General features: G+C 39.8%; 16 protein-coding genes and 3 tRNA genes. 14 read left to right on the top strand and 5 right to left on the bottom strand.

Annotated features, from left to right (window positions below; translation table 11 throughout):
* The first annotated feature begins 1 nt into the window (after position 1).
* The 8 genes from AS29_RS09010 (at position 2) to AS29_RS22040 (ending at position 3,890) form a co-directional block, all read left to right on the top strand.
* A tRNA-Gly gene (locus AS29_RS09010) sits at positions 2-76 on the top strand.
* A gap of 6 nt (positions 77-82) precedes the next feature.
* Positions 83-156: transfer RNA gene (locus tag AS29_RS09005), tRNA-Cys, on the top strand.
* Positions 157-164: 8 nt separating this feature from the next.
* Positions 165-245, top strand: a tRNA-Leu gene (locus AS29_RS09000).
* A 122-nt stretch (positions 246-367) separates the two neighbouring features.
* On the top strand, positions 368-811 hold the full coding sequence (locus AS29_RS21960; RefSeq protein WP_331712021.1) for a site-specific integrase: 444 nt from the start codon (positions 368-370) through the stop codon (positions 809-811).
* A gap of 44 nt (positions 812-855) precedes the next feature.
* Positions 856-1,092, top strand: coding sequence for a tyrosine-type recombinase/integrase (locus AS29_RS21955; RefSeq protein ID WP_331712020.1), 237 nt, complete (start codon positions 856-858; stop codon positions 1,090-1,092).
* Positions 1,052-1,342, top strand: coding sequence for a tyrosine-type recombinase/integrase (locus tag AS29_RS21950; protein ID WP_331712022.1), 291 nt, complete (start codon positions 1,052-1,054; stop codon positions 1,340-1,342). The genes AS29_RS21955 and AS29_RS21950 overlap by 41 nt, the downstream gene beginning before the upstream one ends.
* 996 nt (positions 1,343-2,338) lie before the next feature.
* The gene (locus AS29_RS08990; RefSeq protein ID WP_035405007.1) at positions 2,339-3,160 is read left to right on the top strand and encodes an abortive infection family protein; all 822 of its coding nucleotides are present in this window, start codon (positions 2,339-2,341) and stop codon (positions 3,158-3,160) included.
* Positions 3,161-3,593: 433 nt separating this feature from the next.
* Positions 3,594-3,890 carry an HNH endonuclease signature motif containing protein gene (locus AS29_RS22040; protein ID WP_082883784.1) on the top strand — a complete coding sequence of 99 codons (297 nt, stop codon included), beginning with the start codon at positions 3,594-3,596 and terminating at the stop codon, positions 3,888-3,890.
* Positions 3,891-3,931: 41 nt separating this feature from the next.
* Here AS29_RS22040 and AS29_RS08985 read toward each other — a convergent pair whose 3' ends face one another.
* Both AS29_RS08985 and AS29_RS08980 read right to left on the bottom strand, forming a co-directional pair.
* Positions 3,932-4,411, bottom strand: coding sequence for a hypothetical protein (locus AS29_RS08985; protein WP_035405005.1), 480 nt, complete (start codon positions 4,409-4,411; stop codon positions 3,932-3,934).
* A 53-nt stretch (positions 4,412-4,464) separates the two neighbouring features.
* The gene (locus AS29_RS08980; RefSeq protein WP_035405004.1) at positions 4,465-5,391 is read right to left on the bottom strand and encodes a DUF5655 domain-containing protein; all 927 of its coding nucleotides are present in this window, start codon (positions 5,389-5,391) and stop codon (positions 4,465-4,467) included.
* Between the two features lie 250 nt (positions 5,392-5,641).
* On the opposite strand from AS29_RS08980, the gene AS29_RS08975 reads away from it, so the two are divergent.
* From AS29_RS08975 to AS29_RS08965, 3 genes are all read left to right on the top strand, one after another.
* Positions 5,642-6,217: an MEDS domain-containing protein gene (locus AS29_RS08975; RefSeq protein WP_035405002.1), complete on the top strand. Its 576-nt coding sequence runs from the start codon at positions 5,642-5,644 to the stop codon at positions 6,215-6,217.
* A 172-nt stretch (positions 6,218-6,389) separates the two neighbouring features.
* Positions 6,390-6,761, top strand: a complete 372-nt coding sequence (locus tag AS29_RS08970) for a MerR family transcriptional regulator (protein ID WP_035405001.1) — start codon at positions 6,390-6,392, stop codon at positions 6,759-6,761.
* Between the two features lie 51 nt (positions 6,762-6,812).
* Positions 6,813-8,108, top strand: a complete 1,296-nt coding sequence (locus AS29_RS08965) for a hemolysin family protein (RefSeq protein WP_035405000.1) — start codon at positions 6,813-6,815, stop codon at positions 8,106-8,108.
* Positions 8,109-8,192: 84 nt separating this feature from the next.
* Here the strand turns inward: AS29_RS08965 and AS29_RS08960 are convergent, their stop codons facing one another.
* Positions 8,193-9,047, bottom strand: coding sequence for a DUF1206 domain-containing protein (locus AS29_RS08960; RefSeq protein ID WP_035404998.1), 855 nt, complete (start codon positions 9,045-9,047; stop codon positions 8,193-8,195).
* Positions 9,048-9,264: 217 nt separating this feature from the next.
* The gene (locus AS29_RS08955) at positions 9,265-9,672 is read right to left on the bottom strand and encodes a PH domain-containing protein (RefSeq protein WP_231889917.1); all 408 of its coding nucleotides are present in this window, start codon (positions 9,670-9,672) and stop codon (positions 9,265-9,267) included.
* A 426-nt stretch (positions 9,673-10,098) separates the two neighbouring features.
* On the opposite strand from AS29_RS08955, the gene AS29_RS08945 reads away from it, so the two are divergent.
* Complete coding sequence (locus tag AS29_RS08945) at positions 10,099-10,476, top strand: MaoC family dehydratase (RefSeq protein WP_035404994.1); 378 nt, start codon at positions 10,099-10,101, stop codon at positions 10,474-10,476.
* Between the two features lie 31 nt (positions 10,477-10,507).
* Here AS29_RS08945 and AS29_RS08940 read toward each other — a convergent pair whose 3' ends face one another.
* Complete coding sequence (locus AS29_RS08940; protein ID WP_035404993.1) at positions 10,508-11,347, bottom strand: hypothetical protein; 840 nt, start codon at positions 11,345-11,347, stop codon at positions 10,508-10,510.
* A 58-nt stretch (positions 11,348-11,405) separates the two neighbouring features.
* Between AS29_RS08940 and AS29_RS08935 the strand changes: the two genes are divergently transcribed.
* Both AS29_RS08935 and AS29_RS08930 read left to right on the top strand, forming a co-directional pair.
* Positions 11,406-12,392 (top strand): hypothetical protein, encoded by a 987-nt coding sequence (locus AS29_RS08935; RefSeq protein ID WP_035404992.1) that lies wholly within the window; start codon positions 11,406-11,408, stop codon positions 12,390-12,392.
* A complete protein-coding gene (locus AS29_RS08930) occupies positions 12,389-13,408 on the top strand; it encodes an ABC transporter permease (protein WP_066099014.1) in 1,020 nt (339 codons plus the stop codon). The genes AS29_RS08935 and AS29_RS08930 overlap by 4 nt, the downstream gene beginning before the upstream one ends.
* Positions 13,409-13,542: the final 134 nt, after the last annotated feature.

Below are 13,542 nucleotides of genomic sequence, written 5' to 3'. Positions count from 1 at the left end.
TGCGGAAGTAGTTCAGTGGTAGAACACCACCTTGCCAAGGTGGGGGTCGCGGGTTCGAATCCCGTCTTCCGCTCCATATTCAGGCGGCATAGCCAAGAGGAAAGGCAGAGGACTGCAACTCCTTTACCCCCGGTTCGAATCCGGGTGCCGCCTCCAAATAGTATGCCGGTGTGGCGGAATTGGCAGACGCGCACGACTCAAAATCGTGTTCCTCTGGAGTGCCGGTTCGACCCCGGCCACCGGTATCACAAAAACGCTGTAATAGAAACGCTTTGCCGTACATGGCAGGGCGTTTTTATTTTGCCTACACGCACGATTTGAGCCGTAAAAATAGTGTGCATATAATCGTGTGCGGAGGTGTTACTACGTGGCAAAGCGTAGAAGTAATGAGTTAAATATTCAAGAATTAATAACGGTACAAAGCGTACTACCTACGGGCAATTTATCGTTAAGTGAAGCGGTTGAATTGTTTATTGAGGATTGCGAGGTGCGAAATTTACGGGAACATACCATTAAGTATTACCGCAATGAATTTAGCGCTGTTAAAGCCTTATTAGAACGGCAGGGCATTGAATTAAACTTAAGCGCAATTACGCCTACCGTTATTACTGATAACGTGATTAAAGCTATGCAGGGCGCAAATATAAAGCCTGTTAGCATAAATACACGGTTAACGGCGCTAAAAGCCTTGTTTAATTGGTTGTACAAGCGTAAGTGCATTAAACGTAATCCAATGGCAGAAATAAGTATGTTAAATCACCGTAAAGAGATTATTGAAACGTTAATCGTTAAGCAATTAGATCAACTATAAACGCTTGTAATTTACGAACTTTTACGGGTGTAAGGGATTATACTATGCTGTTATTATTTATTGAGACAGGCGTAAGAGTGAATGAATTAACAGGAATCGAAGTAAATGATGTTGATTTTGCTAACAGTAATATACGGATTAGAAACGCTAAAAGTTATAGGGAACGGCTAGTGCCGATACAAAGCAGGATGAAAGAGCAGTTACGCAAGTGGATACAAATACGGGGCAACGCCGTAACAAATAATTTGTTTATTTACGCTAGATGGAACGGGGTTAAGTAAGCGGCAGATACAAAGCCGTGTAAGTGAATATGGCAAAAAAGCTAAAATAACTGATGTAAGGGTATCGTGCCATACACTACGACACACTTTTGCAAAGCTATGTGTTATTAACGGTGCAAATGCTTTTCAACTAATGAACATACTGGGACATACAACACTTGAAATGACGAAGGTTTACGTTAACTTGTTTTCATCAGAAGTTGCAGAAGGACACCGCAAATTTAGCCCTTTAAACAGTTTGAAACGATAATATTAACGCTTGTAGGCTACGGCTTGCAGGCGTTTTATTTTTGGCTGAAATCGGGGAGAAAGATTGTAAGCTGTAAACTACTTTAAAACGTTAAATGAACGTTATTATTGTGCGTAATGAACATAACGGAAGTTACGAGAGAATGTACTAACGTCAATGATTTAAGGCGTTAAATGTTCCGTATATTGTTCACGTAATAATAGTGTTTTTACACGGGTATAAAGTTAACATAGATACGGTGTAAGCGATAGGTTACGTGTAGGTTAACGTATAACATTAGCCAAGCGCCCTCGGCGTGCGTTGCCTTGCGTAAACTACGGGGCTGTCACGAAATATAAACGCATTAATATACAGGCTATAAACGCTAGCCCTGCACTTATTGTACGCCGTGTAGTATGCAATATAACGGTACTATATAACGTACCAACACGCTACAAATCCCACCGTTATAACGTTGTATATTCTAGTGCATAACGTAGTAATTTGCGCTTAAGTGTAGACGCCTATAAAGTGTTGGTATTACTGCGTTTATACAACGTATGTATGAAGTGTTACTAACTAAACTATTATTATGTTAACTAAATTTGCATATACAATACAACGGAATACATTAAGAACGTAAAGCTACCGTAATAGAACTGTATAAATATATGCATAAAATCAACGGTATCTTCTGTAAGCGAAAAGAGGGGGCGGGCTGATCGAATCAGAATCGGTTTGCAGGTTAGCAAATTTTGCTTACAATTTTTTATAAATGCGGAGGATTAAACGGAAAGCTACCGTAAATAACCGTTATTCACTACGGTACAGCCACCGTATACTACCTTACGCTGTTTCCGCTACTAACCTTTCATAAAATAACGCTAGTATTAGCTAATAAAACCTATTGCCGCAATACTTAACCGTAGTATATAAGTAATAATTCTAATCCCCCGCCATCAATTACAATGATATAATAGACTTAAGGATAATTTTGTAAATGGGAGTGTGCGGTGAATGAACGCTATTGAAATTTTAGAGAAAACTAAGTTAAACATTTGTACCGCTTTAGCAGAGGAATTAGAGCCTAAAAATTATGCAGATCAATTTGATGCAGATCCATTTGCGGATAATTCAGTACCGGATATGTTATATCGTGAGTGCCGTATAGTTATTAAAAAATTAGCAACGGATAAAAAAGCAGTAATTCCGAATTTTATTAAAAATAATAGAACTATAGATGAACTTGTCAACGAACTAACTTCGGAAATGGAATCAAGAGAAACGTTATCTACATTAAGTACCTATGTAAGAACCCATATTAATGAATTTATTGATTACTTAGAAGACGAACAGCTAGACGTGAAAATAATCCACGTTAAAAGTGAAATACCTGAACACTTAACTTATGCCCATATACTAGAGGATTTGGCAAAGTGCGATAAACGTTTTGATGATGGTGACTATTCAGGAGCAATAACAAGTGCCCGTTCTTTAGTAGAAGGCGTTTGTAACGAAATAGTAAATAAAATAACTGGCGAGGACTTGGAGGACAAGCTCGATTTACCTGCGTTATTCACGCTAGTACGTAAAAAACTAAATTTAAATACCGATAATCCTAAATTAGAAAAGCCTTTAAAGCAAGTTATTTCCGGTTTAACTAGTGTAGTTAACGGATTAGCTGAAATAAGAAACGAAAATGGGGATGTGCACCATAGGCGGTACGAGGTTAATAAGCACCATGCATTAGTAGTGATTAACTCTGCTAAAACGGTAGTAACTTTCCTGTTTAACACATACGAATATCAGTTAGAAAAAGGTACGCTTGTTAAGGCGTAACCACGGAGGATAAAATGGCTAAACTAGATCAACATAGAATTAACTTTGTAAAAAGGATAGTGTTAGAGCAAAAGTATTATACGAGTTTTTAAAGGTTGGAACTAGTAACCGTGGAATTGAGCGCATTGTTGATGAACTTGCGGAAGAGGATGGATGGCAAGCGCGGTCAATAATACATTTTTACGGATTTGACGGAAGCAGTAAAGCAACGTTTCCTAGCTTAACGGTAAAAAAGATAGAAGAGAGTTTAATAAACGTTAATGTAGAAGAACTAGAAGAGTTCCACTTAGCTATTGAGGCAGAAAAGGAGAACTACGCTAAGATTGTTTTTACAGCTAATGACGGTAAAGATATTTTACGCACAATAAAGGCACGGCAAGGTCAGTATAAACTACGTAAAGCATTACTCAGCAACTACCAGTGTAAATGCGCTATGTGCAATATTACTGATCCGAAACTATTAATTACAAGCCACATCAAAACTTGGTCTGCTTCTACGGTACAAGAACGGGTAGATCTAAGTAACGCTATATTGCTTTGTAAGTTGCATGATGGTTTGTTTGAAAACGGAAATATTAGTTTAACGGATGACTACGATTTGCTTTACTCACCAACGTATAATTTTGAGGAACAGCTTATTAGTACGGATATTACGTTTAGGTTGCCGATAAAAAATTATCCGTTAAACGTGTATTTAGCGGAGCACCGATTAAAGCATGAGTACGAATAAAAAAACGGGCTTGCGTAATGCTTGCCCGTTTAATTACTCACCTAGGTATTATCTTTTTTTTGGTCATTAATAGGATAACCTTGAAGTTCGCAATATGTATCAAATCCCAAACGTGAAACAGTGCTTAAAAAAAGAGCAATTACAGGATAAATAATAGCTGCTTGAAGACCGAAATGTGCTCCTATAGTTGTTGCGAGAGAAACAGTTATAATTTTATGTAAATTTTTTGTCTGTGAAATAATTTCCTTCCTATTTTCAAGATAGACTTCATCTCCACAAATAAGTTTAGTAAAAAGTTCTTTGAATTTTTCCATTAAATCACTTCTTGTTATTTTATGAAAATTCATTACAGTAAATGCTTGCCCCTGCTTTTCAACTTCATCTAACCACATTTCAATGATTTTATCCTCTGTAATTCCACTTTTAACGAGTGCCATTAAAATATACCGCTGTTTATCATCTTCAATAACATTTAGCCAATCTTCAGGTTTACTTGTGCATAATATATTTGAAATTTCCATAGTAATCATTCTCCTTATAAATTGGAATAATTTCTATTTTTATCAGAGTGTTGTTAACTTCCGTCATACGCCATGTTAATTAGGTGTTTAGCCTTTTCTATATCCTCATCGTTAGAAATAACGACCTCTAAATCGCCCGTACCAAAATGCCCAATGTTCTTTACATCACGGGTAAAGCCGCTTTCCAACGTAATACTCTGCGGATCAAGCTTCAGATATAGTAATACCTTCCCCGTTTGCGGGTGTACTTCTAAGCAAACAAAGTTTTTAATACGTTTAAACGCTATGTAATGTTTTAATACCTTTACTTGAACATCGTCACCTAGCGCCAACATATACGCTTTTAAAGCTTCATACCTATCGGTAATTTGCGTATTAGCCTGCTCCAAATAATCAGAAACCGTTTTTACCCGTGTATTGCGGTTAGTTGCTTTAGCGGGCGTAGTAGCTTCATCACTAATATGTATTGTTTGCGCAGTTGTAGCGTTAACTAACTCTAGCAAAAGTAACCCTTCCTCGTAATGCTTATAAACGTATAACTCTATATTTCTGTTTATCTGTTCAACGGCATGCTCATCGTATTTTGTAAAGCCGCCCGCAATACATAACAAACGAGGACTACTCCAATCAATAGCGTCTGATACTTCATCGCCGAATTTACGCATAACCATTAATTCAAATTCCGCTTTATGGTCTAATAGCCAATCAAGGTAAAATAAGCCTTGCGTTACCACATTTTCGTTAACTGCTCGCTTATATTCGATAATTACAGGCGAATTGTTTTCGTCTATTCCTAACGTGTCTATCCTGCCTGCATGTTTTTTACCCGTGCTATATTCGGAAGCTAAAAAGCGTACGCCAAGAATCGTATCCAAATACATCTCTATTAAGTTTTGCAACGATTTTTCTACAGTAACAGCTTTCCCCGCTAATTCTTCTACGTTATTACCGTTTATACGAAATAATTTTATATCCCCCAAATAAGTTCCCTCCTTAATTTGTAATTATATCACCTAATACTACTAAAATCTTCCTATTTACGATGTGGTGAAATGTGCTTACACGTTTTTTTTACATAAAATCTTATCATTATTACACATGGGCCATTCTCTCTATAAATGTAGTTAATATACCCAATCTTCTCTTGGCTAAGCTCTTTTATCTTCAAACATGTTAAAATGGTAGGAAGAATTAAAATGAATAAACTTTGCTTTTTAAGGAGCCCTTTGTTTGAATACATCCATTCAGGATATGAAGAAAAAAATAGATGAGTATAAAAGCGGGCATATCATGTACTTAATAAATGAGCCACAGGCGTATTTGAAGAATGCTGCTGCCTACATTCTCTCAGGAGTTGAGCAGGGAGACCATGTCTTTGTCATTGAGAATGATCGAATGTTTACTTCGCTATATGAGCTGGTTAAAGCTTCTTTAACAAGGACTCAGTTGGACCGGGTTCATTTTGTGAATAATTTTGATTTTTACTATTCCCGAGGGGATTTTCATACACCAACCATTGTGGCTTATTTTCTGGAGGTTGTGAAACCAATTATTGATGCAGAGCAATCTTATCGGACGTGGGCTCATATTGAGTGGGGTAGGTTACAGGATATTGAGTGTGAGGTTGATGCATATGAGGTCAACGCTCAAAAGACTGTGCATAAGATGGATTTGCTTTCTGTTTGTGCATACGATAAGGATCGGCTGACTGAAGATATGAAGGGTTCACTTTTGAACTCCCATGATTGTTTAATGCTTGAAGATGAAATTGTGCTTTTGAATCAGCAGGATGCTGTTGGTGATTAAATTTAAAAGAAATCTTACTTATTGTAGGGTTTCTTTTTGCTTATGTGAACATTCCATTAACTATCTTCGTATGTCTTGCCTTCTATTCTGCTAAACTATACAATTAGTTTATAACCATCACGTTACAGTTTGGGGTGATTACGCTGGGACAGAGAAACTAAAAATTGGCGAATTGGCTGAAAGATGCGATGTTACTAAGAGAACCATTGACTATTATACAAATCTTGGACTGTTAAAAGCAGAACGTTCCCCTTCTAATTATCGCTACTATGATTATTCTTCCATTGAGAGGCTGAATTATATAGAAGAGTGCAAGGCTGACGGAATGCATTTAATTGATATCAAGAAACGGCTTCTAGAAAAGGATGCAGAAGAAATAGATGTGCTTGAATTAAGACTGAAAATCAGCGGTTTGGAAAAGGATGTTTCTGAGGTGCTGGCTCATCTTGATAAAAATGATAAGACAAGCCTTGAGTCGATTAAAAAGAATCTTTCTCATGAAAGTTTATCATTGATTCAGACACTGCTTGTGCTGCTTAATTAATTTGTTTACTACTCAAGGAGGTGTAAGATCTTACATTTGTAAGATCATTCATTGACAGCTATTAATTTGATTATGTTTGTTTTATTAATTGCATTAACCGGATTTTTCGTTGCGACGGAGTTTGCAATCGTAAAGATTCGTATGTCCAGGATTGACCAGCTGATTGAAGAGGGCAGGAAGGGTGCGATTGCTGCTAAAAAGGTTGTTTCGCACTTAGATGAATATTTATCAGCCTGTCAGCTTGGTATTACGGTTACCGCTCTTGGACTGGGGTGGCTTGGTGAACCGACGTTTGAGATTCTCCTGCACCCGCTATTTGAATATTTTAATGTGAATGATTCGATGGCTCATATATTGACGATTGGGATTGCGTTTGCGCTTGTGACGTTCTTGCACGTTGTTATCGGGGAGCTTGCGCCTAAAACGGTTGCGATTCAGAAGGCAGAGGCTGTGGCGCTTGCGTTTGCTAAACCGATTATTTGGTTTTACCGTATTATGTATCCGTTCATTTGGTTCCTGAATGGATCGGCGCGTTTCCTTGTTGGGCTTTTCGGGTTGAAACCGGCTTCTGAGCATGAACTCGCCCACTCGGAGGAAGAACTGCGGCTGCTTCTCTCAGAGAGCTATAAAAGCGGTGAGATTAACAAGAATGAATTGAAATATGTGAACAATATTTTTGAATTTGATGAAAGAGTTGCGAAGGAAATCATGGTTCCCCGCACTGAAATCGTGAGCATTTCTGTAGATGACAGTTTTGACACGATTATGGAAACGATGATTGAAGAAAATTATACCCGCTATCCAGTAGCTGACGGCGATAAGGATAATATCATTGGCTTTATAAACGTGAAGGAATTGTTAACGGCTAAAGTAATGAACAGGGAAATGGATAAAGATTTAAACTTGCCATCCTTTATTAACCCGGTAATCCGAGTGATTGAAAATATTCCGATTCATGACTTGCTTGTGAAAATGCAGAAGGAGCGGACGCATGTTGCCATCCTCATGGATGAATACGGAGGTACCTCGGGCTTGGTGACAGCTGAGGATATCCTTGAAGAAATCGTTGGGGAGATCCGTGATGAGTTTGATGAGGATGAAGTGGCTGAAATTCGCAAGGTAGGCGAGCAGCACTACATTTTGGATGCGAAACTGCTGATCGAGGATGTAAATGACCTGCTTGGTACGGAGCTTGAGAATGAAGAGGTTGATACGATCGGCGGCTGGTTCCTTACTCAGAATATTGATGCTAAATCCGGCTCGGAGATTGAAGAGGAAGGGTACTTGTTCCGTGTTCATGAAATTGAAGGGCATCAAATTTATTATTTAGAGGTTAAAAAATTATAGTATTGAAGAAGAAGCCATGGCAGCATGGCTTTTCTTTTTTTGCTCGTTAAAAAACCTGCAGAACGTTCTCTGCAGGCAAGTTCCTTATTTTCCTCCAAAACTCATATGTTCATATCTTCCCCGGATGACACCATATACCCCATACAAGATCAGTCCGAGTGCGACGGCTCCAAGCATCCATTGGCCAAAAGGCTGGCTGGAAAGCTCTGAAAGGGCTCCATCCAAACCTTTGTTTTGACTTGGGTCAGCCGTGTAGGCAGCTTCAATGAAAAAGAATCCAATCATAGCTAACACGATGCCGCGTGCTATGAGCCCCATTTTTCCTGAGTTGCGGGCTATTTTACGCTCGTGAAGACTCATTTCGCTGGCTCTGAATTTAGTCATGAACTTTTCTTTGTAGCCGGAGATAAATTCGTATATTCCGTAGCCGATAATGATAGCGCCGATAATTGCGATCACCCATTGACCGTAGGGCTGGGAGAGAAGCTTCGCTGACATGCTCTGCTCAGAGCCTCCGCCTAAACCTCCGCCATTTACAGCGATTTTTATGGCATTAAAGGCAATGCTTCCATAAATACCTGCGCTGATAAGGTAGCCGATTCTGATAGCGATGCCCTTCGCATCAGATCCTTTGTTCTCCGGGTCGGTAAAACATTTAACAATTCCCCATATACTGTAGCCAATCAAGCCGATTCCGATAATCCAGAGGAGAAGCTCTCCAAGCGGCATACCCGGAAGTGATTGAAGCATTCCCTTCGTATCGGTTGTTTTGCCTCCAGCCCCGATTGCTGCCATAAAGGCAAGAATCCCAATCAATCCATAAACAAGTCCTTGAGCCATGTAGCCGAAGCGTCCTAAACGCCTAATCCATGGTTTTGTATCCTGCTTCGTTTGCTCAGCAGACTGCCGCGCTCCCGCTTTTGATCTTGATAATTCCATCCTGTAGCCTCCACATTTTTTCTAGTCGATTAGTACTGAATGAATTCCCTTTGTTGGTAAATTAGAAACCTTTCCAAACAAAATGGGCTTTGTATGTTTGGCGTAAAAGCAGTATGAGTTACTACTAGCTTATAGCGCTTCGGTGAATCGGTTCCTGGGGATTTCAAAGAGGCAGATATTTTAAAACACAAAGCGGATCCCCTTTACCGGGAATCCGCTATTTCTCTTTAATATCGGGCTGAATCTGCTTCAGCATTTTAATAAACTCCTGCTTCTCCTTAGGAGATACTACCGCGATATCAAACCATCTCCCATAGGTGATTTCCAGTCGGTCTAATGATAAAGCGGGGGCAGAGAATGGATTTTTCGTTTTCCTGATGCTCGTAATCTCCATTATCGGTATAGTATTTGTAAAGGGGCCGTAGCGGATCGTAAGCTTCTCGCCCTCTATTAAATAACCGGTTGAAAACCAGAGCCATATTAGAAAGCCCGTCAGTGGAACGGTAACAAATAAAGCTTCGTAGTCTCTGCCGGCAAGAAACGGCGAGAGGCATCCGGCAAGGGCTCCTCCCCAAATGACAAGATAAACCCACCAATCTTTTTTAGATGGAAAATACATGAACATCTCTCTTCCTCTCTATCTATTATCCTAATAAAGTTCTATACTTTCCTCCTGTTTTCCTTCTCAAGACTTGCCGAGGGAAGAAGTAAGCGAATGTTATGTCTGGTTTAAGGAGAAATACAAGGTGCAGGACCGGTCATCCTGAATTTGTGGGAGGTAAGATATGGGGATAGCGTTAGAAACATCAGTAAACCGGCGTGAAAATTACTATATCGACGAAAATATCAGAATATCTCGAAAATTTAACTATATCGGCGAAAATCCCAGGATATCGACGAAAACTACAATATATCGACGAAAATTTCAAGATATCGATTTTTCGACAAAAATCGGCAGCATCCTAATAAAAGAAATATAGTTCAAAGTGAATACTCATTCATTTTCCCTGCTTCTTATGCTATATTCAAAGAAACAGGGAGGGGTAATGGGATGAGCATTCAAGCAGGGGATGTATTGACTTGGGAACGAACGTTTTCGGCAGAAGAGGTTGTCCTTTTCGCAGAGCTCACCGGTGATCAGGGACAGCATCATATGGAGAAAGATGAACAGGGACGACTAATGGTCCACGGACTCATGACTGCGAGTATCGGAACAAAAATCGGCGGGGATATGAACTACATTGCCAGGGAGATGGTCAGTGAATTCCTGCGGCCGGTCTTTACGGGAGATACGATTACATGTGAAGTGACTGTAACAGAGCTTGAAGAAAAAGAAGGTTTCAATCGAGTTGCCATGAAAAGCGTATACCGGAATCAGGCCGGGAAAGAAGTGCTTGTCGGATCGAGCCATGGGATTATCAGAAATTGAAAAAAGACCTCAGCATCGCTGAGGTCTTTTCTTACTCCTTATGAAATGCCGCAGCAATCTCAAGAGCCGTCATGGCTCCATTTGCCTCTTTAATCTCATACACGATCTTTCCATCCTGCCAGACAACAAGGTTATTCCGGCTGTCCGGATTGTTTCCGTCCAATAAAACCGCGCCTTTATCAGGCGGAGGAAGCGTTTCTTTTTCGAGGAAGTTAACGACTTTGACAGCAAGTTCTTTATTGCTGTCTTTTTCTGGTTCATTCAAGGCTTTGGACATAAAAGACCATCTGCCTTCATTCCAGTGCAGGAATACACTTCCTGCTCCTGCATCTGAATATCCTTTAATCCCATGGCCGAGATCGATTGGCGGGTTTCCTGTCGGTTCAGCCTTTTGATAATTGACCATCTCGGCTGCTTCCCGTTCGGTTTTATATTTCGTTGCTTTAACCGTCGCGATCTTTTGATTGCTGCTAAGGGTATTGAGCTTGCTGTTATTGATTGGAATAGGTTTTTCTGTTTGGTAAAACGTGATTTCATAGGAATTGGCATCAGACTTTACTTTAGAGGTCAGATAAAGCCCTTTAGAAACGGGCATGGTTTTCGGCAATGTGAATGGAACCCTTGTCTTAAGCAGCATGGACGTTTCGTTCATGACTTGCTCAGGTGAAGACGGAGCGCTAGAAGGATCCGTCCCTGGAGCGGGTTCTCCTTCAGCGAACCCAGGTGAAACTTCTGAAGCCTGAGCCGTTTCGGGAGAGCTTTTCTGTTCGGGTGACTTACTGGATGTTCCTTGATCAGCAGCATTGATTTGGCTGCATCCGGCAGTGAGGGACAGCACGAGAGCGGTACTTAGGATGTAAGGACGTTTCATTGGTTTCTCTCCTTCACAGGTTTCCTATATTTTTCCCTTTTATGGAAGGGGTAAACGATTGAAGAGTCACGTTTTGGAATTCGTTCGTAAGTCATATAAATCGGCGAAAAAGAAGGAATCCTGGCAGAAGCCGCAGAATAACGAGAATATGGAAAAAAATCTAGGTGGGATTTTAATGCTGCTCTCCAGGTTTATTAAGAACGTTCTTGTTTTGACAGGACAAGTCTTCTTGTCCTTTATCATTATCATGCTAATAAGTGCCTCACCTACTCTGTTTAACGGAATGAAAATTAATCTTATAGAATATGTAACCTATTTTTCTGTTTTGCTTGATAAAGTGCTCCATTTCAATAACGGGACGTTCTGGGAAAAAGGGCCGCTGTTTCCTCTTGTCCTGGAGAAAGCATGGGATACTTATTATTTGCTTTTTCTCTCTTTCATATCGGCAATGATTGCTGCCGTTATCATCACATATATTGGAATCCTCTTAATGAAGAAAAAGCTTTATTATATTGAACGGGTTCTTCATTATGTAGAGGCGCTGCCAGATATCCTCATCATAAGCGGGTTGCAGTTTTGCATCCTTTATTTTTATAAAAAAACAGATATTTTGGTGGCAAAGGTTGTGACAGTGGGAGAGTCGAAAAGTATTCTTCTTCCGGTCATCTGCCTGGGCATCCCGGCAAGCATCTATTTTATTAAAATTTTTTTAAGAGTTATTGAGAAAGAATGGAGCAAAACCTATACAGTGCTTGGGAGATCAATTGGAGCGACGCCCTTTCATATTCTAACCTTCCATATAAGCCGGAACGTGTTTCATGAGGTGTTTATTTCCACAAGAACACTTGTCTGGTCCATGCTGACGACTTTGGTCATAATCGAGTATCTATTCAATTATCAGGGACTTCTTTGGTTTTTGATCACCTTTAGAGACCCGGAAGTATTTTTTGTTTCGTCCGTTATTATGTTCATACCTTTTTTGGTTATCTATAAATCGTACCATTTTTTCGTACCGGATATTATAAAGGGGGAGAAGAGCAGTTGAGGCGTTTATGGAGAGAGAAAAAGTTTGTGGCTGGATTTGTGTTCCTTGCACTGCTTCTCCTGTTAAGCATTGGGAATACAATCTTTAATAATGGAGACATTAGTCAGGCCCGATTATCTTTTGGAGAGAAGGGCACCGTTTTGGCGAAGCCTCCTTATGCTCCTTCCGTTCAAAACCTGCTGGGTACGGATGTTTATGGATATGATATGCTCCATATTATCATTCAGGGAGCGAAGTATACGATAGGGATTGCCCTTCTGATTACCATAATTAGGATGGTGTGCAGCTATATAACAGGCGCGGTCATCTCAACCTATTTTCCAAAAGGAATTCCTCTATTAAGAGTTATCACTGAACCATTTACCATCGTTCCGCAGCTTCTGATTGCTTATTTTATTCTCCTGAATGTGTTGTGGATGCCAGACGAAGGGTTCCCAAATCCATTTTGGGAGAGGGCTTTGTTTGAAGTCTTTATTTTAAGCATCATCGCCATTCCGGCTCTGACTTTGTATATGGCGGATCAAATGAGGAGCTTTTGGAAAATGGATTTCATAGAAAGCTCCAAGACGCTTGGCGGGAGCCAAACCCATATTTTCTGGAGACATATTCGTCCGTCTACTTTTGGAAGCAGTGTTCTTTTATTCATCCAGCAATTTATTCAAGTGCTGTCTTTATTAGCCCATTTGGGGGTACTTGAACTTTTTTTCGGAGGAACCATGACGGATGCCATCATGACAGATCCGCCCAAAACACTTTCCTATGAATGGTCTGGTCTCATCGGAGATTCTTATCCTCTCATCCGGTATTATCCATGGATACCTCTAACTGTGATCGTGTTTTTTACATTGACTATTTTAGCTGTGAATATGATGCTTTCTTCTGCAGAAAAGGTTTTTAATCTAAGGCAGCAAATTCCATCTAATGACTTAATGCTTGGTAAAAGTATAAACAGAAAAAAACACAAAAAGAAGCAGAGGCTGAGGAAGCACGCGGAAGAATTAATTGATAAGGGATAAACACAAACGGATACTTCTTCTAAATAAACTAATTCATTGAAGATAGGAATTTCCTTCTTCATCCGCCAGCCTTCTTGTCGAGATGTACCCTCGTATACAGCGGTTAATAAAAAAAACAAAAATAGTATTGACGT

It is taken from the genome of Bacillus sp. SJS, assembly GCF_000732485.2.
Classification (GTDB): domain Bacteria; phylum Bacillota; class Bacilli; order Bacillales; family Bacillaceae; genus Metabacillus_B; species Metabacillus_B sediminis.
Note: the sequence above shows the minus strand (reverse complement) of the source record. Positions and strands in the feature narration are given on the sequence as shown.

Bases quoted from the DNA above. Each gene is read 5' to 3' on its own strand.
- AS29_RS08960 (WP_035404998.1), bottom strand. From the start codon at position 9,047: ATGGAATTATCAAGATCAAAAGCGGGAGCGCGGCAGTCTGCTGAGCAA.
- AS29_RS08945 (WP_035404994.1), top strand. From the start codon at position 10,099: ATGAGCATTCAAGCAGGGGATGTATTGACTTGGGAACGAACGTTTTCG.
- AS29_RS08955 (WP_231889917.1), bottom strand. From the start codon at position 9,672: ATGTTCATGTATTTTCCATCTAAAAAAGATTGGTGGGTTTATCTTGTC.
- AS29_RS22040 (WP_082883784.1), top strand. From the start codon at position 3,594: ATGTGCAATATTACTGATCCGAAACTATTAATTACAAGCCACATCAAA.
- AS29_RS08985 (WP_035405005.1), bottom strand. From the start codon at position 4,411: ATGGAAATTTCAAATATATTATGCACAAGTAAACCTGAAGATTGGCTA.
- AS29_RS08990 (WP_035405007.1), top strand. From the start codon at position 2,339: ATGAACGCTATTGAAATTTTAGAGAAAACTAAGTTAAACATTTGTACC.
- AS29_RS08940 (WP_035404993.1), bottom strand. From the start codon at position 11,347: ATGAAACGTCCTTACATCCTAAGTACCGCTCTCGTGCTGTCCCTCACT.
- AS29_RS21955 (WP_331712020.1), top strand. From the start codon at position 856: ATGCTGTTATTATTTATTGAGACAGGCGTAAGAGTGAATGAATTAACA.